The sequence below is a fragment of the Hymenobacter sp. B1770 genome, assembly GCF_049896385.1.
Taxonomy (GTDB): domain Bacteria; phylum Bacteroidota; class Bacteroidia; order Cytophagales; family Hymenobacteraceae; genus Hymenobacter.
This window is the reverse complement of record NZ_JAFCUF010000001.1, coordinates 118,599-137,712: the sequence shown is the minus strand read 5'-3', so window position 1 is coordinate 137,712 and position 19,114 is coordinate 118,599. Positions and strand designations below refer to the sequence as shown.

The window sequence follows — 19,114 nt, the reverse complement described above, 5'->3', positions numbered from 1 at the left end:
AAGGTGGGCAGGTTAGAGTCAATCAATTCCAGGTAAAGCTACCCAACTCTCACCATTGGCTTTGCTCAACTCGTCAACTGCTACTTCCAGGCCTTCACAATCAGGCCAGTGCCCGAATCGTGAACGGTGCGGGCATCGAGCCAGTTCAACAGCAAGCAGAACGGGAACGTGACAGCGTAGTAGAATGGCAGCAGAATAAAGAACAGCCGCGACTTGCCCAGCATCAGAATGGGGTATTTCATGCTGAGGCGCCACGAAATCTGGCCGGGCTCGCCGTAGGCGTAGCGGGCCTCGATGCGCTCAAAACCAGCCGTGCTGAGCTTCTGCTGAATCTCGCGGATGTTATAGCCGTCGCGCACGTGCTCTTCAATGAAGCTGGTTTCGCCGTCGTCGTGCACATCGGAGCCGCCCTGGTCGCTGGGCGTGGAGATGAGCAGCATGCCCCCGTCCTTGAGCGAGGCGTGGATGTTGCGGAACACTTCCACGTCTTCCAGAATGTGCTCCATCACATCTACTGACAGGGCCAAATCGAAGGAGTTAGGCTCTTGGTAGAGCACCAAATCTTGCACGGCAAACTGCACGTTGCGCCGCCCAATCTGCCGGAAGAACTTATTGGAGTCGGCCACTTGGTCGTCTTTCACGTCCACGGCCAGAATATTCCATTTAGAACTAAGCCCACTCAGCCAGTACGTGTACTGCCCATAGCCGGAACCCGCATCGAGAATGTTGAGCGGCTCCTGGGTGCGGCCTTTGGCCCACTGGCGCAGCTCCCGGTGCACGTGCCAGGTGCGCAGCAGCAGCAGGTCAAGCAAATGATAAAACAGTCGGCGCAACCACGGCGTGCGGTTAAATACCTGGCCGAGCGTCTTCTTAATCGGGTCGTAATACAAGGGAATGACTGAGTAGCGGAATAACGTAGGGAGAGAGAAGGCCGGGCGACGGAGTGACTGAAGGCTCACTTCGTCACACCGCCGTTCCGTTACTCTCCTTTGAAGAGGCGCGGCCGGGAGGGCTTTTCGTCTTCGTCGGGGGCGTCGTCTTTGGGCGCTGGCGGAATCTCCAGGGTGCCGAGCACCTGGTCCATGTGGGCGGCGTAGGCGGCGCTATCGTCGTGGAAGAAGATGAGCTCCGGCACTACCCGGGCCGTTTGGCGGATGCGCTTAGCCAAGGCCTGACGGATAGCCTTGCTGTTTTCGCGAATGATTTCGAGGCGGTCGTTGGCATCGGAGCCCAGAAGCAGGCTCAGGTACACGCGGGCCTGGCCCAGGTCGGGTGTCACGCGCACCAGGCTAATGCCGGGCGCTAGGCCGCCACCGAAGAGGTGCGGCAGGTCGCGCTGTAGCACTTGGGCGAGCTCCTGTTGGAGCAGGCTCGCCATTTTTTGTTGTCGTTTGCTTTCCATAATAAGCTGCAAAGGTACGGGTTGCGAGAGTAGGGCAGAAGAGGTACGAGGGCGAGCACAAAAAGGAAAATGCCGGAAGCAGCTTTTTGGGACAGGCCGCGCCCGCTGGTGAACAATACCTTTGCCCTCAATCCCGGCTCTGTCGGCTTACTCTCGTCCCCAAACTGGTGCTTCGCTTTTTTAAAAGCTCCCTTCCTGCGCAGCTCCTGGCCTTACTTATCCTGGTGCTGGCCCTGCGCCTGCCTCTGCTCTGGCTGGGCCTGCCCGTGACGGCCGCCGAGCTGCGGGCGTTGCTGGTGGGCGAGCGGCTGCACGATGGAGCCATGCCCTATCGGGACTTGTTCGACGGCACCGCACCGCTGGCCGCGGCCACGTTTGCCGTGCTCGATGCCCTGCTTTCGCGGCCTGTGTGGCTCTACCGGGTGTTTGCCCTGGTACTACTGCTGGCGCAGGCCTTTCGGTTGAACATGGTTCTGAACCGCTACGATGTGCACCCCGAGCGCGGCTACGTAGTGACCCTGACCTACCTGCTGGTAGGCAGCGTCAGTACCGACCTCGACACGCTGTCGCCGCTGCTGCTGGGCCACACGTTTGTGGTATTTTCCTTGAGCGCGCTGCTGCCCACTTCGCGCGAAGGCTACGACAACCGCCGGCTGTTCCGAGCGGGCTTCCTGATTGGCCTTGGCGCGCTTTGCTACCTGCCACTTAGCTTGTTTGTGATAGTGGGCCTGTTTGCAGTGGTCATTTTTGCGGCCAATTCCTTTCGAAGCTCCTTGCTGCTCCTGTGCGGATTCTTCTTTCCGTATGCGCTGGTCGCTACATTCTTTTTCTACATCGGGGCCATGCCCGGGTTTGTACAGTTTCATCTACAGCCTGGCCTCACTGACCTGATTGCCAGCGGCCTGCCCGCCGGCCTGCAGCTACGGCTCCTGATAGTGCCTGGCTTGGTGCTGGTGCTGGGCTTGCTGCGGTCGCTGGGTACTTCCCTGGGCTTGGTTTTCCAGGTGAAATTTCGGCAGATGATGTTAGTATGGCTGGTGGTAGCCATGGCCACGGCCGCTGTGGAGCAGGGCGCTGCCCCAGGCGTGTTGGTGCTGCTTTTGCCACCCTTGGCGTATTTCAGCTTGTTTTTGTGGCAGCGCTACCAGCATATGTGGCTGCTGGAACTGGGGCTTTTGCTCATCCTCAACGCGGCAGTTGTGCTCCGCTACCGGGCCCACGTGCCGGGGCTTGAGGCCGTACTGCAAATGCCGGCCGAAAGCCGCTTCGGCCTCCACCCCGACCCGCGTTATGCTTCCATACGCAACCAGACCTTGCTTATTCTGGGGCAGGACGACCGCGCCTATTTCCATAACCGGCCTGCTACCCCTTACCTCGACTGGGCCCTTTCCCAGGTTGATTTTGGGCACCTGACCGAATACGCCGCCGTAGTGCGAATAGCACAACGCATCGGCACTACTCCCCCCGACTACCTCCTCGACCAAGCCGCTATAGTGCCCCGCTTAAAACAGCTGCTGCCCGGCCTGTTTGCTCCGTACGAGCCTACCGGCATGCCCGGCCTCTACCGGCGCCAGGTAAAGCAGTAAGCACAAACCAAGGCAGGCACTATACCCAGCACCAATACCGGCTGCGTCGCTCCAAGGGCAAGTTCCGCAGAAATAGCGCCAAGGGCTCGAGGTCAGTCAGGAGCGAGGTGAGCACAACGATGCGTCCGTCGGCCAGGTGCAGGCGCAGGTAGTCGTACTTGGCCCAAAAGGTGCGGCGGGCACTGCATGTCACGCGCTCCACGTGGGTGAGGTCGCGCCGCTCAAATGCAACGCGCTGGCCTGCTTCGTACACCTCGAACTCATTTTCAGTGGGCTGAAACAGCAACACGGTCTCTTGGTTTACTGCCCAATAGCGCAGAAATAACACCAGTGCCGGCCCACTCAATACCAGCGTAAACAGCAAAAAACCAACGGCCAGCAGCCATTCAAATAAGGTGGTTCTTTGGCCGCTTAGCGCCACCGCTGGCAGCACGCTTAGCCCGGCCCCCAGCGCCAGCAGTGGCCAAAATAGCAGGCGCATCTGCCGCGCCGCCGTAATGCGGTAAACCGCAGTTCGCTTAGAAAACAGGCCCGTTACCCAGCGCACCGCGCCCAGAACCACGAGCAATACCATCGCCACTTCCAGCAGCGGCCGAAGAATAGAAGATTTCATGGGTTGAAGCCAGCCCCGCGCTACGCGCCGACCTGCACCCAGGCTTCGTTTTCCCGGTGCGCCCGCAGGTGCCCAAAGCTTTCCAGGGCCAATCCATGCTTGGCAAATACTTCCAGCACCGCCTCGCGGCCCTGGGGAGCCACGCATACTAGCAAGCCCCCGGAGGTTTGTGGGTCGCAAAGCCAGGTTCGCTGCTCGTCGCTGATGGGGCCTACTTTATGACCGTAGCTGGCCCAGTTGCGGCCCGTGCCCCCTGGCACGCTCCCTTGCTTCAAATAAGATTCCGCAGCCAAAAGGCGGGGTACTTTCGAAAACTCGATTTCAGCCGTCAGACCACTGCCCTCGCACACTTCAGAAAGGTGGCCGAGCAGGCCGAAACCCGTCACATCGGTCAAGGCCGTTACCGCACCCAGCTTGCTCAGCTCTGCGCCAATTTTGTTGAGCTGCATCATTTGGGCTGGCGCAATCGCCGCGTCCTCATCCCGCAAAATGCCCTTTTTCTGGGCCGTAGTAAGGATGCCCACGCCCAATGGCTTAGTCAAATACAGTTCCGAGCCCGCCGTAGCGGTGTCGTTCTGCTTCAGGTCGATGATGTTGACCAGGCCCGTCACGGCCAATCCGAAAATCGGCTCGGGCGAGTCGATGCTGTGCCCACCCGCCAGCGGAATTCCCGCTTCGGCGCAGATGCTGCGGGCTCCTTCCAGCACGCGGCGCGCCACCTCAGGCGGCAGCTTATCGACGGGCCAGCCCAGCACCGCAATGGCCATGATGGGCCGCCCGCCCATGGCGTACACATCCGAGATAGCGTTGGCCGAGGCAATGCGGCCAAAATCATACGCATCGTCCACGATGGGCATGAAAAAATCGGTGGTCGAAATCACCGCCTGTCCGCCGCCGATGTCATACACCGCTGCGTCGTCGCGGCTGGCATTGCCCACCAGCAGCCGCTCGTCGTAGGGCTGGGCAATGCTGGTGTGCAGCATTTGGTCGAGCACGGCTGGCGCAATCTTGCAGCCGCAACCCGCGCCGTGGCTGTACTGAGTCAGTTTATAGTCTGTGGTGGGAGTCATATCAATCAGAAAAAAGCCGGTCCGGCCCGCCAGGTATGGACCACAAAAGTCTGCAAAGGGTTTTGAAGTCGCAGTGATAGCTCAAACGAGAGTTCCGAGAGGGTTGAACGTAAAAAGAGGAACGCAAGCCGGGCGAGTTGGCCTCAGGCATGCATTCCTCTTCAACAAAAACCGCTAATGATGGCTGCGGCGGCCGTTTATTTCACTGCAACGGGTACTTCCATGTACTCCCAGCGCAGCACCAGGCCTTTTGGTGTTACTTCATAGGCTAGGCGTTCGGTCAGGGTGTTGATTTTGCGGGGCTTTACCGAAACTCGCAGGGCATCCTGCTTTTCGTCGTATTTGTAAGCTCCCCACTGCTCGGCCGTTTTGTTAAAAATGACAGTCCAGTCTTTTTCAGTTGGAATCATGAAGAGGCTGTACTTGCCTGCGGGGAGGGCTTTGCCTTCCACCTTCACCGGCTTGCTGAATTCTACAGTAGTGGCCTCGTTGGCACCTGCGCGCCACACTTTGCCATAAGGCTCGAGCCCGCCCCAGATGGTGCGGCCTTTCACAGCAGGGCTACTGTACTTAACAGTTACATCAGCTGCGCCAATTTTGCCGCTGGCCGTAGCAGCGGGACTGGGTTTCTCCTTTGGCGCTTCGGTTTGCGCGTAGGCCGTGCTGGCAGTTAGCAACGTGGCTAGGCCGAAAGCGAAGCGGCGAAGGAGTTGGATGGTTTTCATGTGTGAAGAGCTTAAAATTAAATGGAGTGATGGTTTGGGTCCGTTGCCCGCGCCGTGAAACCCTAAGAGCGCAGTTAGGGTTTTAAAGTCAGTAATTTATCGCCGTAGTGCTCATCGATGCGCCGTTGCCAAGGGCCCGTCAATGCGCTGCACGCCGGTGCACCGGAAATGGGCCATCCTTGCATTCCGCCGCCCATTGTCCTATCTTTGCACCCGAAGTTGGTATTCGCTTTAGCAAAGAGGGGACGCGCAGTCCCCTCTTTTTTTGCCCGCTTTTTTCTTGAGTTATGCATTTTGACCGTACCCTACTGCTGGAGATGCTCCAGGACGCCATCGGCGACGAGGAGCTGTTCATCGTGGGCCTCACCGTGTCCGATTCGGTGATGCCGAAAGTGACCGTGACCCTCGATGGCCCCACCGGCCTAGCCATCCAGGCGTGCGCTACCATCAGCCGCCGCCTGGCGCGCCGCATCGATGAGCACTACGGCGAGGATTCCGCCTATTCTCTGGAAGTCACCAGTCCCGGTGCCGACCAGCCCCTCACCGACCCGCGCCAGTACACCCGCCACATCGGCCGCTCCCTAGCCCTTAAGCTCGCCGACGGCACCGAGAAAACCGGTGTGCTCACCACTGCCACTCCGGAAGGGATAGAAATTGAAGAAGTAATCAAACAGAAAACCAAGAAAACGACACTGCCCGCCGCCTTTTATCCCTTCACGGATATTCAGGAAGCCAAAGTGGTTATCTCCTTTAAGTAAGCTTTTCAGTTGTCAATTGCTCGTTGGCAGTTGTCAGTGCAAAACTGATGATTGAACAACCTGACAACTGACAACCAACAACTGACAACTACAATGAACAGCCACGAATTAATCGAGTCCTTCAGCGAATTTGCCCGGAGCAAGAACATTGACCGGCCCACGATGATGAGCATCTTGGACGACGTGTTCCGCACGATGATTCGCAAAAAGTACGACCAGGACGAAAACTTCGACGTTATCATCAACCCTGATAACGGGGACTTGGAAATTTGGCGCAACCGCGAAATCGTGGACGACAACTCCGAGGATATCTGGGACCACGATAAAATTCCGCTCGCCGACGCCCAGAAAATCGAGCCTGACTTTGAAGTTGGCGAATCGGTGGCCGAAGCCGTGAAGCTGGAGGACTTCGGTCGTCGCGCTGTGCTGATGGCTCGCCAAACGCTGATTCAGCGCGTGAAAGACTTGGAGCGCGACAACCTCTACCAGAAGTATAAAGACCAGGTAGGTGAAATCGTAACCGGCGAAGTCTATCAGGTGTGGAGCCGTGAGGCCCTCATCATGGATAAGGACGACAACGAACTGGTGATGCCCAAAGCCGAGCAAATCCCCAAGGACCGTTTCCGCAAGGGCGACACCGTGCGGGCCGTCGTGCACCGCGTTGAAGTAATTAACGGTACCCCGAAAATCATTCTCTCCCGCGCCGCGCCGGCTTTTCTGGAGCGTTTGTTTGAGCTGGAAGTGCCGGAGATTTACGACGGCCTCATTGTTATCAAAAACGTGGTGCGTGAGCCCGGCGAGCGCGCCAAAGTAGCCGTTGAAAGCTACGACGAGCGGATTGACCCAGTGGGCGCCTGCGTCGGCATGAAGGGCAGCCGTATTCATCCGGTGGTGCGTGAACTCGAAAACGAGAACATCGACATCATCAACTACACCGACAACCTTGAACTCTATATTGCCCGGGCACTATCGCCGGCCAAAGTGGGTTCTATGAAAATAAATCAGGAAAGCGGGCGGGTTTCTGTTTTCATGAAGCCCGACCAGGTTAGCTTGGCCATCGGCCGCGGTGGTGCCAATATCAAGTTGGCCAGCCGGTTGGTGGGTATGGAAATCGACGTATTCCGCGAAGCCATCGACTACGAGGAGGATATTTCACTAGACGAGTTCCAAGACGAAATCGAGCCTTGGGTACTGGCCGAGCTGAGGAAAATAGGCTTGGACACAGGACGTGCCGTCTTGGCCGTCAAGAAGGACGACATTGTGCGCCGCACGGAGTTGGAAGAAGAAATGGTGGACGATGTATACCGCATTATTCGCCAGGAATTTGCTGACGACGAAGACCTCGACGAAAACTCTCTGGACGCCGCTAAAAAGCGCGCAACCGTGAGTGCTGCCCCCGAGGCAAAAGCTGATAGCCAGGGAGAGGAAGTGGCTGTAAATCATGCCTCTGAATCTGAAATAACAATTGAACACACCCCTTTGGTGACCGAAATGACCGAAGACCCCAAAGCAACTGCTGAGGATGCGGGCGCAAGCTCTCCCGCCGAATCAGCCCAATGACGGCCGCGCGGCCGGTACGGCAAGGGTAACAAATCGTGCCAGTTGGCGCGGTTTGCGCCCTGCTGGCAAGATTTAATGTAATACCTTTGCACTTAGAAGCGTATCGTACGCGAGAAAAGATTAGAATGGCGGAAGCAACCCCGAAACGGCTACAACAGGCGGCCAAAGACCTGAATATTGGAATGGACAGGGTGGTTGAAGCCCTGGCCAAGAAAGGTATACAAGTAGAAAACAAGCCGACCACGAAGCTCACCGGTGAGCAAGTGGCCTCGCTTGAGAAGGAATTCGCGGCCTATGCCCAAGACCGGCAAGAGGCTCAGAGAGTCATTCAGGACAAGCGCCAGAGCGACCTCGACGCGGCTCCCAAGCCCGCTGCTCCGGCCCCGCGCCCAGTGCAGGCTGCTACTCCCGCACCTAAGCCGGCTGCGCCAGCTGCTCCCGTAGCTGCTGCTCCAGCCCCTGTGCCCGCTCCGGTGGCACCTGCTGCTCCTGTGGCGGCAGCACCGGCGCCGGCGCCCACACCTACTCCCGCTACGCCATCCGTGCCGGGCCTGAAGGTGTTGGGTAAAATTGAACTCGACAGCCGCGGCCGTGTGGTAGCCCCCAAGCCCAAGCCAGCGGAAGCGCCGGCTGCTGCGGTGCCCGCACCAGCTCCTGCTGCACCGGCACCTGTTGCCGCAGCACCAGCGCCTGTCCCCGTTGCGCCAGCTCCTAAAGTAGAAGCGCCTGCTGCGCCGGCACCAGTCGCTCCCGTAGCGCAGCCCATCGCCAAGCCAGAAGCTGCTGCTGCTCCTCCAGTTGCTGCACCGGCTCCGGCTCCGGCTGCGCCAGCTCCGGTGGCTCAGGCCCCTGTAGTGCCAGCACCAGCCGTTCCAGCACCAGCCGCTCCGGCTGCTCCTGCGGTGCCTGCTGAAGGCAGTGCTACCCCTGAAGACACTAGCACCATTGTGGCCAAGTCGGACACACTGAAGGGCCTCACGGTTCTTGGCAAAATTGATTTGTCGTCCATCAACAACGACCGTCGTGGTCCTGGTGGCCGTGGTCCCCGCCCCATTGCTTCGTCGGATGTGAGCAAGCGCGGTTTGCCTGCTGGCCCTGGTCAGAAGAAGCGCACGCGCCTGCCCGGCCCTCCCGGCAGCACTACCTCACCGCCTAGCCCCGGTTACCAGGGCAACCGCCCGACTGGTGCTCCCGGCCAAGGCGGTGGCGGCTACCAAGGCAACCGTCCAGCTGGCGGCGGTCAGGGTGGTCAGCGCCCCGGTGGGCCTGGTCAGCGTCCCGGCCAGTCGGCTCCTAAGCCTGCCGCACCCGCGCTTACTCCCGAGCAGGCTGAAAAGCAGATTCAGGAGCAGATTAAGGCCACACTGGCTAAGCTCGGCGGCAACAAAGCCACTGGTCAGGCCAACCGCGCCAAGTATCGCCGCGACAAGCGGAGCATGTTGGCGGAGGACCGCGAGGCCCTGCGCGCACAGAACGAGCTCGATGCCAAGACCCTCAAGCTCACCGAATTCATCTCGGCCCATGACCTGGCCTCGCTGATGGACGTGAATGTAAACGAGGTAATCAAGGTATGTTTGGGCATGGGCATGTTCGTGTCCATCAACCAACGCCTCGACGCCGAAGCCATTACGGTAATTGCCGATGAATTCGGCTTCGATGTTGAGTTCCTGTCGAAAGAAGAGGAAGAAATTAGCATCGACGCCGGCGACGCCGACGAAGATTTGAAGCCTCGGGCTCCCATCGTGACCATCATGGGCCACGTCGACCACGGCAAAACTTCGCTGCTTGACTACATCCGCGACGCAAGTGTAGCCAAGGGCGAGGCCGGCGGCATCACACAGCACATTGGTGCCTACGAGGTGCGGACCAAATCCGGTCAGCCCATCACCTTCCTTGACACGCCTGGTCACGAAGCCTTTACGGCCATGCGTGCCCGTGGTGCCAAGGTGACGGACATCGCCATCATTGTGGTAGCTGCCGACGACTCGGTGATGCCGCAGACCAAGGAAGCCATTAACCACGCGCAAGCGGCTGGGGTACCTATTATCATCGCCCTCAACAAGATTGACAAGCCTGCTGCTAACCCCGAGAAAATCCGCGAGGAGCTTTCCCAGATTAACATTCTGGTGGAAGAGTGGGGTGGCAAATACCAGAGCCAGGAGGTTTCGGCCAAGTCGGGCATTGGTATTGAGGACTTGCTGGAAAAGGTGTTGCTCGAGGCTGAACTGCTCGACCTGAAGGCGAACCCCGACCGTGGTGCCATCGGTACTGTTATCGAAGCCTCGCTGGACAAAGGCCGTGGCTACGTAACCACCGTGCTGGTGCAAACCGGTACCCTGAACGTGGGCGACGTGATTCTGGCCGGCCCGCACTTCGGCCGCGTGAAGGCCATGACCGACCACCGCGGCAAGAAGATGAAGTCGGCGCCGCCCGCTACGCCGGTGCAGGTACTCGGCCTTACCGGGGCCCCGCAGGCCGGTGACCGTATTCAAGTAATGGAAACCGAGCGCGAAGCCCGCGAAATAGCCACGCAGCGCCTGCAACTGGCCCGCGAGCAGACCATCCGGACCAAGAAGCACATCACCCTCGACGAAATCGGTCGCCGTCTGGCTATCGGTTCGTTTAAGGAACTCAACATCCTGGTGAAAGGCGACGTGGACGGTTCGGTAGAAGCACTCTCCGACTCCTTGCTGAAGCTGTCGACGCCAGAAGTGAAGGTGAACATCCTCTCGAAAGGGGTGGGCGCCATCTCTGAAAGCGACGTGCTGCTGGCTTCGGCCTCCGACGCCATCATCATCGGTTTCCAGGTGCGGCCCTCGCAGAGTGCCCGCAAGCTGGCCGAGCAGGAGCAGATTGACGTGCGCCTCTACAGCATTATCTATAATGCCATCAACGAGGTGAAGGATGCCATGGAAGGCATGCTGGCCCCCACGGTGCAGGAAGTGGTGACCGCCAACGCCGAAGTACGGATGGTGTTCAACATTACCAAGGTCGGCTCCATTGCCGGTTGCATGGTGACGGAAGGCACGTTCCAGCGCAAGACCCGCGTGCGGGTGGTACGCAATGGCATCGTGCTGCACACCGGCGAGATTCAGGACCTCAAGCGCTTCAAGGACGACGTGAACGAAGTTCGCCAAGGCTACGAGTGCGGTATCTCCATCAAGAACTTCAACGAGTTGCAAGAAGGCGACAACATTGAAGGCTTCGAAGAGAAGGAAATCAAGCGTACCCTGTAAGCATAAGCTTGCAGGTGAAAGCAAAAAGCCCCGGCTGCATCGCAGCCGGGGCTTTTTCGTGTCTAATAGTTAGGAAGAACTCTTATTTAGAAGAAGAGAAATTTCTTCCTCATCTTGCTCTTGTGCACCAGCGGCTTGCCCTTGGGGTTGGAGCCGCCAACGGAATGGCTCATGCCACGCTTGAGTTCAGAAAAGCCTTTTTTGGCTTTGTACTTGCGCACAATGAAGCCACCACCGCTGCGGTTGGTATCAAAATGGCGGTCGGGGGCGCCATTGCGGCCAAAGCTGGTATTGCCAGAGCGGGCTTGCAGGAGTTCCAGCTGTTGGTCTTGCTTAATCTGGTCAGGCGTCATGGCTGCCCGACGTTGGTTGCGAGCCAGTTCTTCGGCGTTATTGCCATTGTTGCGGCGTGCACCGGCTTCGCTGGCGCCTTGGCCGGGGGTAGGGAAGGCAGGGCCAGCAACTTGGGCACTAGCATTCGAAGAGGCAATTAGGCCCAATCCGCAAAGGAGCGTGGCAGCAAATAGGGTTCTCATTTACGCGGTAAGTGAAGAGGAGAAGAAGATAGCATCCTAACGAAGGAGGGCTATCGGTGGTTCAACGCCAGCACCCGGAAGACGGAATCTAGCACAACCTAGCTCTAAGGTCGCAACTTATTTCGATTCGGCAATTTATCTATCCCTGCTAAATTAATACTTGAGCTTGAAACCACGTAACTGACGCTCATAACTCGGTGGACAGTGGCTTTTTCACGTCGAATAAAATGACTTTTTTAGGTGCGATTGGCGCGCAACGAGTCGCGGATATCCATGAGTAACTGCTGCTCGGTGGTGGGAGGGGCGGGCACGGTCACTACTTCCACGGGTGCTTTCTTCATGCGGTTGGCCAGTTTTACCACCCAGAAAATAACGAAGGCAATGATGAGAAAGTAAATCACGGCGTTGATAAAGTTGCCGTAGGCAATGGCGGCCGAGCCGGCTTTTTTTGCTTCGTCCAGCGTGCTGTAGGCCTTGCCGTCGAGGGTAACGAACATGTTCTTGAAGTCAATGCCTCGGGTGAAAACGCTGAGCAATGGCATAAGTATGTCATCGGTCATGGACGTAACGATTTTGCCAAAAGAAGCGCCTATAATGACGCCGATGGCCAAATCAAGGACGTTGCCTTTGGAAATAAATTCTTTGAACTCGGAAACGAAGCCCATGGGAACCGGTTGAGAAATGAAATTTGAAAAGAGAAAGGGTGGAAGCTAGGAAAAGAAATTCATATATCTTACACGGTGGCGTGCAAAGCCGAAGCATCGGCCTTGCTTAATGGCATTATTTCAGGCTTCGCCTAACTCTCGGACAACAAGCCAGGTATTTGGCCCGCCCATCCCCGCCGTGCTCGGGTGCTATCTTTGGCCAGACTAATTCATTCAGGCCTCTCTTCTTGCCATGTCTGCTTCTTACGAAAACCTGCTCTACGACCTGGACGCCGCCAGCGGCATCCTCACTCTCACCATCAACCGCCCCAGCAAGCTCAATGCGCTGAATGCAGCTACTATTGAAGACATTGCCAACGCCATGCAGCAGGCACTGGACGAGCCCCGGGTGAGGGGTGTCATCGTGACCGGCAGTGGCGAAAAGGCTTTTGTGGCCGGGGCCGACATTGCCGAGCTGGCTGCCCTCACTCCTGCCCAAGCTGCTCGCGCTTCCGAGCGCGGCCAGGAAGCCTTCTGCCGGATTGAGGAAAGCACCAAGCCCGTAATTGCGGCCGTGAACGGCTTTGCGCTGGGCGGCGGCTGCGAACTGGCCATGGCCTGCCACATGCGCGTGGCTTCGGAGAACGCCCGCTTTGGCCAGCCGGAAGTGAACCTGGGCCTGCTGCCGGGTTACGGCGGCACGCAACGTTTGCCCCAGCTCATCGGCAAGGGTAAGGCCATTGAGCTGCTTCTGACGGCTGACCTCCTGAAGGCCGACGAAGCGCTGCGGCTCGGCTTAGTGAACCACGTGGTGCCGCAGGCAGAGCTGCTCGCGTTTTGCCAGCAGCTGTTGGGTAAGATTCTCGGCAAGGCTCCGCTGGCCGTGGGCATGGTGCTGGAGTGCGTGAATGCGCATTACGCCAAAGAGGCCGATGGTTACGAAGCGGAAGTAAAGGCCTTTGGTCGGGCCTTCGAAACTCATGACTTCAAGGAGGGCACCCAGGCGTTTGTGGAGAAGCGAGCGGCGGTGTTCACGGGCAAATAACCCTTTCAGTAAATAGGGAATGAGAATAGAGGAATGAAGCATTGCCGGTTTTGGTGATGTTTCATTCCTCATCCTTTGTCCTCCTTCCTCAGAGAAGAGAATGAGTGTAGTTAAAAAATTAGCGTCGCAAACTGCCGTGTATGGCATCAGCAGCATTGTGGGCCGGGTGCTCACCTATCTGCTAGTGCCTGTGTACACGGGCTATTTTGCGGCGGCGGAGTACGGCATTGTTACGGCGCTGTATGCTTATGTGTCGTTTCTTAATGTCGTATTTACCTACGGAATGGAGACGACGTTTTTCCGTTTCGCCAACCAGGCAGGCGTTGACCGGCAAGAGCTGTACGGCCGCGTGATGAGCCTGCTGCTAGTGAGCAGCGTTGGGCTAACCGCCGTGCTGGTATTGCTGGCCGAGCCCTTGCTGGGCTTGCTGGATATTCCGGCCGGTCACGAGCGGTATGCCGTGTGGGTGGCGCTGATTCTGGGCCTTGATGCGCTTGCCGCCATTCCCTTTGCGCGCCTCCGGCTGGAGAACAAAGCCCGCAGGTTTGCTACCATCAAGCTAGCTAACATTGTGCTGAACGTGGCCCTGAACTTGTTCTTTATTGTGTTCTGCGCCGATGTGATGAAGGGCGAGTATCTGCCCGCTCTGCAGCCGCTGGTAGGGCGGATGTATGACCCGACTATCGGCGTGGGCTATGTTTTCCTCTCCAATCTCGTGGCCAGCGGCTTCACGGTGCTGCTGCTGTGGCGCGAGCTGTTTAACTTCCGCTTCCGCCTGAGCCTGGAGCCGCTCCGGTCCTTGTTGAAGTATGCTTACCCGCTTATGCTCATGGGTCTGGCTGGCATGGTAAACGAAACCCTAGACCGGATTCTGCTACCCAAGTGGTTGCCCGATAACTTCTACCCCGGCCAAAGCAGCCTCACGGCGGTGGGCATTTACGGGGCTTGCTACAAACTGAGCATCTTCATGTCGCTCGTGATTCAGGCATTTCGTTACGCGGCCGAACCGTTCTTTTTTGCCCAAATCACCGAAAAAAATTCACCTGCCACATTTGCCATGATTTTGAAATGGTTTACACTGTGCTGCGCGGTGATTTTCGTAGGCATCAGCCTGAACGTGGAAGACATTGGACCGCTGTTTCTGCGGCGGCCAGAATACTTGCAGGGCTTGGTGGTGGTGCCGGTGTTGCTGCTAGCCAACCTCTTTCTGGGTGTCTACTACAACTTATCGGTGTGGTTTAAGCTCACCGATAAAACCTACTATGGCACCTACATTGGAGCAGGCGGCGCCGTGCTAACTATTGCCCTCAACTTTCTGCTCATACCTGTGCTGGGCTACATGGGCTGCGCCATTGCCACCTTGGTTTGCTATTTTATGATGGCAGTAATCTGCTGGCGTTTGGGCGAGCGCCACTTTCCAGTGCCATACCCGGCCCTGCGCCTGGGGTTGTGGCTGCTGCTGGCGTCGGGACTGGTGGCGCTGGGCTGGTGGATACAGCCGGAGGATTGGTGGGTCCGCCGCGCTTGGCACGCGGGCCTGACGGCTGCTTTTCTACTCGCACTTTACTTTATTGAGCGGCCCCAGCCAGCGAAGCCAGTAGTGGCTTAGCCGATTTTGCCAAGATAGCCTGGCTACTATCTTTGCCCACCCGACCCGCCTCCTTCCTTTCCATGCACATTCCCGTAATTAACCGCTCGCACCACCCGCTGCCGGAATACCAGACCCCGCACGCAGCTGGCCTCGATTTGCGGGCTAGTCTGGAAGCCCCCGTCACGCTGGGACCCCTGGAGCGAGCCCTGATTCCGACGGGACTGAGCCTGGAAATTCCGGTGGGCTATGAAGCACAAATCCGCCCGCGCAGTGGCTTGGCCTACAAGCATGGCATCGGGCTGGTGAACAGTCCCGGAACGATTGACGCTGATTACCGTGGCGAAGTCAAAGTGCTGCTGGTGAATTTATCCAATGAGCCTTTCGTCGTGAACGATGGCGAACGCATTGCCCAGCTGATAGTTGCGAAGCACGAAGTCATTGCCTGGCAGCCCGCCGAAGCGTTAAGCGAAACCCAACGAGGCGCGGGCGGGTATGGAAGCACAGGAAAGAGTTGATTTTCTAATAATAGCGCAGCCTATCATGCTGCGCCCAGCACAACAGGCTGGCGCTCGACCTGACTTAATAACAACAAACACCTGATAACCTTCACAGAATGAAAATCATCGTACCGATGGCCGGCATGGGCAAGCGCATGCGCCCCCACACTCTCACCGTTCCCAAGCCTTTGATTCCGATTGCGGGCAAACCCATCGTGCAGCGCCTCGTGGAGGACATTGCCAAAGTTTGCGGCGAGCCCGTGGACGAAGTGGCCTTCATCATTGGCCGCTTTGGCGATACAGTGGAGAAAAGCCTGGTGAAAATTGCTGAGTCGGTGGGCGCCAAGGGCACCATTGTGTATCAAGACGAGCCGCTGGGCACGGCCCATGCCATTCTGTGCGCCAAAGAGTCGTTGACTGGACCCCTGGTGGTGGCTTTTGCCGACACACTGTTTAAGGCAGACTTTACCCTGGATTCCTCGGTGCCCGGCACCATCTGGGTGCAGCAGGTGGAAGACCCCCGTCCTTTTGGGGTAGTGAAGCTGAACGAGCAGGGCCAGATTACGGAGTTTGTCGAGAAGCCCCAGGACTTCGTATCCGACCTGGCCATCATCGGCATCTATTATTTCCAGGATGGCGAGTACCTGCGCGATGAGTTGCAGTACCTGCTCGACAACGACATCAAAGACAAAGGCGAGTATCAACTCACCAACGCTCTGGAAAACATGAAAAACAAGGGCACGGTCTTCGTGCCGGGCCGTGTAACCGAGTGGCTGGACTGCGGCAACAAAGACGCCACGGTGTTCACCAACCAGCGCTACCTGGAGTACCTAAAGGAGCGTGGCGAGTCACTGGTGGCAGCCTCGGCCACCATCACCAACTCGGTGATACTGGAGCCGGTGTACATCGGCGAAAACGCCATCATTACCGATTCGGTGGTGGGGCCGCACGTGTCGCTGGGCGAGAACGCCAACGTACGCGACTCGCGCCTTTCTAACTCCATCGTGCAGCAGTCGGCTTCGGTGCTCAACGCCGTCATCACCAATTCAATGATTGGCAACTTCGCTACCGTGACCGGCACGCCCGACGACCTGAGCCTCGGCGATTATAACCAGCTTCGGGTGTGACATTTTAGCGAGTAAATGCGTTACAACGACGCGGCCTTCTGCGGAGGGTCGCGTCGTTGGGCATTATTACCCGTAAATTCGTGAGCCGGGCCCCAGGCCCGGTTTTTTGTATATGCGTCAAGTTGTTCTTAGTCTGTTGTTTTGGTTGGGGCTGACGGCCTTTGGCTATGCGCAGCCCACCAATGGCGCCGATATCCCTCCCGCCAAAATGACCCGCAAAGAGCGGCGGGCGCTGGAAAAAGAACAGCGTGAGCTGGATAAGAAGGTAGCCGATGCCCGTGCCAAGCGGGCGGCGGCCCCGCCATTGTCGGAACGGGAGCGGGAGCATACCGAAGCTTTGTTTGTGGAAGGCGTGAAGCACGTGCTGCTGGAGGATTACACCAAAGCCTTGGAGCAACTGCAAAGGGCATATGCACTAAACCCCGACAACGCGGCCGTTAACTACAAGATAGCCGAGGCCAACCTGCTGAGCGGCAACCTGCGCGACGCCACGAACTACGCGAATGCGGCCATCCGGCTTGATGCTAAAAACGCGTACTACTACTTGTTGCTGGCCGATATTCAGGTGCGGCAGAAGCAGTATGATGGAGCGGCAAAAACATATGCGTCGCTTATAAAGCAGGTGCCGAACTCCGGCAGCTACCTGTTCAATCTTGCCGACCTGTACCTAGCCCAGAACAAACTGCCCGAAGCGCTGAGTACGCTTGAGCTCGCTGAAAAGGAGTTTGGGCAGGTGGATGAGGTTTCCTTCAAGAAGCAGCAGATTTACCTCAAGCAAAACAAGCTAGACTTGGCCCTGGCCGAAGGCGAAAAGCTTATTCGGGCCAACCCCAACGAAAGCCGCTACGTGCTGGCCCAGGCCGAGATGTACGCCAGCAACAACCGCCTGGCCGATGCAGCCCGGGTAGCGGAACAGGCGTTGCGGGCCGACCCCGAGAACCCCCAGGCCCACATGATTCTGGCGGAAGTGTACCGCCAGCAAAACCAGCCCGACCAAGCCGCTGAGCAGCTGAAGCTGGCTTTTGCCAGCCCGGCCCTGGACATCGACGAGCGGGTGCGCATCCTGGTGAGCTACATCAAGCAACTGCCCAACCCCAAAGAGTCGGTAAACCAGCTGGCCCGCGACTTGGCCGCTGCCACCATCAGAACCTACCCCAAAGAGGCGAAGTCCTATGCGGTGGCGGGCGATATCCAAACCCTGACCGACCGCAAGAAGGACGCCCGCGACACCTACCTTAAAGCTTTGCGCTACGATAACTCCCAGTTTAAAATCTGGCAGCAAGTGGTGTGGATTGACGCTGAGCTTAACCAAACTGATTCGCTGCTGGTGCACACCGACCGGGCGCTGGAGCTATTTCCCAACCAGGCATCGCTGTGGTTTTACAACGGCGTGGCCCATTTGCTGAAGAAGCAGCCCCAGAAAGGCGTAAAGGCTTTGGAACACGGCCGCAAGCTCGCTGTGACCAGCCCCGAGCTATTGGGGCAGTTCGATGCCCAGCTCGGCGACGCCTACCACGAGATGAAGGACTACATCAAATCGGACGCGGCCTACGAAGCTGCACTGGTGAGCGACCCCAATAATGTGCAGGTGCTGAACAATTACAGCTACTTTTTGTCGTTGCGCGGCGAGAAGCTGGAAAAGGCCAAACAGATGTCAGGCAAGGTGGTGAAGCAATTCCCTGACAACGATACCTACCTCGATACCTACGCCTGGGTGCTCTACAAAATGAAAGATTACGCAGGAGCCAAAGCCGCCTTGGAAAAAGCCCTGCAAACCACCAAAGATGCTGCCGTGATTGAACATTACGGCGATGTGCTCTACCAGCTCGGCGAAAAAGACAAAGCTGTGGCCGAGTGGCAGCGGGCCCGAAAAGCCGGTGTGGCTTCGAACCTGCTGGAGCGCAAATTGAAAGACCGAAAACTGTATGAATAAACTCACTTTGCTCTTGGCCTTGGGGCTGCTACTGGGCAGCTGCCACCGCAAGGGCGTACCTACTAAATCGGGCCGGGGCCCAGGAACATCGGCGCCCACGTCCAAAGCCATAGAGCCCGCGCTGCCCACGGTGCAGGCCACCAACACCACCTTCTTATTTTTGAACGCCAAAGGCAAGGCCCAAATCACAATGAACGGCAACAAGCAGGGCGCCAATTTGGCCCTGCGCATGCGCCGCGATAGCATCATCTGGGTGTCGGCCTCGCTGGCTGGGATTGAAGGCGTGCGTGCCGTGCTCACCCGCGATTCGGTGCGGGTGCTGAATCGGTTGGAGAAAACCTATTTCTCGGGCGGGTACGACTACTTAAGTAAACTATTGAACGTGCCCGTGAGCTTTGAGCAAATGCAGGCGCTGCTGCTGGGCGACTACATGCCCGCACCGGCGGGCACTACACCCACTGTGGCCAATGAGGAGGCCGGTCGCCAGCGTGTCACCTACCCTTTGGCCGAGGTGCTGATTGAGCGCCTGCTGCAAGGCGGCACCGGCCGGGTGCAGCAGTTGAAGGTGAGCGACGCAGCTACTAAGCGCAATCTCATTGTGGACTACACCGATTTCCGCACCTTGGACGAGCAGGCCAGTCTGCCATTTGCCCACGCCACGTTTATTCAGGCGCAGCAGCCCACTGCAGGAGCAGTGACAGCCGCCATCAACTACACTAAGGTGAACGCCGGGCGCGAGCGGCTGTCCTTCCCCTTCACCGTGCCCAAAGGCTTCAAGCGGCAGAAATAAG

General features: G+C 57.9%; 16 protein-coding genes and 1 pseudogene. 10 read left to right on the top strand and 7 right to left on the bottom strand.

Features of this window, described 5'->3' with window-relative positions:
- Positions 1–80 precede the first annotated feature (80 nt).
- Together ACP7AJ_RS00465 and ACP7AJ_RS00460 are read right to left on the bottom strand one after the other, a co-directional pair.
- Complete coding sequence (locus ACP7AJ_RS00465) at positions 81–890, bottom strand: class I SAM-dependent methyltransferase (RefSeq protein WP_426058219.1); 810 nt, start codon at positions 888–890, stop codon at positions 81–83.
- A gap of 89 nt (positions 891–979) precedes the next feature.
- Positions 980–1,402 carry a ribosome-binding factor A gene (locus ACP7AJ_RS00460; protein ID WP_426058218.1) on the bottom strand — a complete coding sequence of 141 codons (423 nt, stop codon included), beginning with the start codon at positions 1,400–1,402 and terminating at the stop codon, positions 980–982.
- A 167-nt stretch (positions 1,403–1,569) separates the two neighbouring features.
- On the opposite strand from ACP7AJ_RS00460, the gene ACP7AJ_RS00455 reads away from it, so the two are divergent.
- Positions 1,570–2,988 (top strand): hypothetical protein, encoded by a 1,419-nt coding sequence (locus tag ACP7AJ_RS00455; RefSeq protein WP_426058217.1) that lies wholly within the window; start codon positions 1,570–1,572, stop codon positions 2,986–2,988.
- A gap of 19 nt (positions 2,989–3,007) precedes the next feature.
- Here ACP7AJ_RS00455 and ACP7AJ_RS00450 read toward each other — a convergent pair whose 3' ends face one another.
- The 3 genes from ACP7AJ_RS00450 to ACP7AJ_RS00440 form a co-directional block, all read right to left on the bottom strand.
- Positions 3,008–3,601 (bottom strand): hypothetical protein, encoded by a 594-nt coding sequence (locus ACP7AJ_RS00450; protein ID WP_426058216.1) that lies wholly within the window; start codon positions 3,599–3,601, stop codon positions 3,008–3,010.
- A gap of 20 nt (positions 3,602–3,621) precedes the next feature.
- Positions 3,622–4,671, bottom strand: a complete 1,050-nt coding sequence (gene selD / locus ACP7AJ_RS00445; RefSeq protein WP_426058215.1) for a selenide, water dikinase SelD — start codon at positions 4,669–4,671, stop codon at positions 3,622–3,624.
- A 197-nt stretch (positions 4,672–4,868) separates the two neighbouring features.
- Positions 4,869–5,396 (bottom strand): DUF2911 domain-containing protein, encoded by a 528-nt coding sequence (locus tag ACP7AJ_RS00440; RefSeq protein ID WP_426058214.1) that lies wholly within the window; start codon positions 5,394–5,396, stop codon positions 4,869–4,871.
- A 287-nt stretch (positions 5,397–5,683) separates the two neighbouring features.
- On the opposite strand from ACP7AJ_RS00440, the gene rimP reads away from it, so the two are divergent.
- The 3 genes and pseudogenes from rimP (at position 5,684) to infB (ending at position 10,950) form a co-directional block, all read left to right on the top strand.
- Positions 5,684–6,154, top strand: coding sequence for a ribosome maturation factor RimP (gene rimP / locus ACP7AJ_RS00435; protein ID WP_426058213.1), 471 nt, complete (start codon positions 5,684–5,686; stop codon positions 6,152–6,154).
- 93 nt (positions 6,155–6,247) lie between these two features.
- Positions 6,248–7,480, top strand: a pseudogene (nusA, locus tag ACP7AJ_RS00430) (transcription termination factor NusA); the annotation flags it as partial.
- A 359-nt stretch (positions 7,481–7,839) separates the two neighbouring features.
- Positions 7,840–10,950 carry a translation initiation factor IF-2 gene (gene infB / locus ACP7AJ_RS00425; protein WP_426058212.1) on the top strand — a complete coding sequence of 1,037 codons (3,111 nt, stop codon included), beginning with the start codon at positions 7,840–7,842 and terminating at the stop codon, positions 10,948–10,950.
- Between the two features lie 86 nt (positions 10,951–11,036).
- Here infB and ACP7AJ_RS00420 read toward each other — a convergent pair whose 3' ends face one another.
- Complete coding sequence (locus ACP7AJ_RS00420) at positions 11,037–11,486, bottom strand: hypothetical protein (RefSeq protein ID WP_426058211.1); 450 nt, start codon at positions 11,484–11,486, stop codon at positions 11,037–11,039.
- A gap of 236 nt (positions 11,487–11,722) precedes the next feature.
- Positions 11,723–12,151, bottom strand: coding sequence for a large conductance mechanosensitive channel protein MscL (gene mscL, locus ACP7AJ_RS00415; RefSeq protein ID WP_426058210.1), 429 nt, complete (start codon positions 12,149–12,151; stop codon positions 11,723–11,725).
- 232 nt (positions 12,152–12,383) lie between these two features.
- On the opposite strand from mscL, the gene ACP7AJ_RS00410 reads away from it, so the two are divergent.
- The 6 genes from ACP7AJ_RS00410 to ACP7AJ_RS00385 all read left to right on the top strand — a co-directional run bounded on the left by ACP7AJ_RS00410 (position 12,384) and on the right by ACP7AJ_RS00385 (position 19,113).
- Positions 12,384–13,175 (top strand): enoyl-CoA hydratase/isomerase family protein, encoded by a 792-nt coding sequence (locus tag ACP7AJ_RS00410; protein WP_426058209.1) that lies wholly within the window; start codon positions 12,384–12,386, stop codon positions 13,173–13,175.
- Between the two features lie 100 nt (positions 13,176–13,275).
- Entirely contained in the window at positions 13,276–14,784 is a 1,509-nt protein-coding gene (locus ACP7AJ_RS00405) for a polysaccharide biosynthesis C-terminal domain-containing protein (RefSeq protein WP_426058208.1), read from the top strand.
- Between the two features lie 62 nt (positions 14,785–14,846).
- Complete coding sequence (dut, locus tag ACP7AJ_RS00400) at positions 14,847–15,281, top strand: dUTP diphosphatase (protein WP_426058207.1); 435 nt, start codon at positions 14,847–14,849, stop codon at positions 15,279–15,281.
- Positions 15,282–15,379: 98 nt separating this feature from the next.
- Entirely contained in the window at positions 15,380–16,390 is a 1,011-nt protein-coding gene (locus tag ACP7AJ_RS00395) for a sugar phosphate nucleotidyltransferase (RefSeq protein ID WP_426058206.1), read from the top strand.
- 112 nt (positions 16,391–16,502) lie between these two features.
- Positions 16,503–18,323 (top strand): tetratricopeptide repeat protein, encoded by a 1,821-nt coding sequence (locus ACP7AJ_RS00390; RefSeq protein ID WP_426058205.1) that lies wholly within the window; start codon positions 16,503–16,505, stop codon positions 18,321–18,323.
- A complete protein-coding gene (locus tag ACP7AJ_RS00385) occupies positions 18,316–19,113 on the top strand; it encodes a DUF4292 domain-containing protein (protein ID WP_426058204.1) in 798 nt (265 codons plus the stop codon). The genes ACP7AJ_RS00390 and ACP7AJ_RS00385 overlap by 8 nt, the downstream gene beginning before the upstream one ends.
- Position 19,114 lies beyond the last annotated feature (1 nt).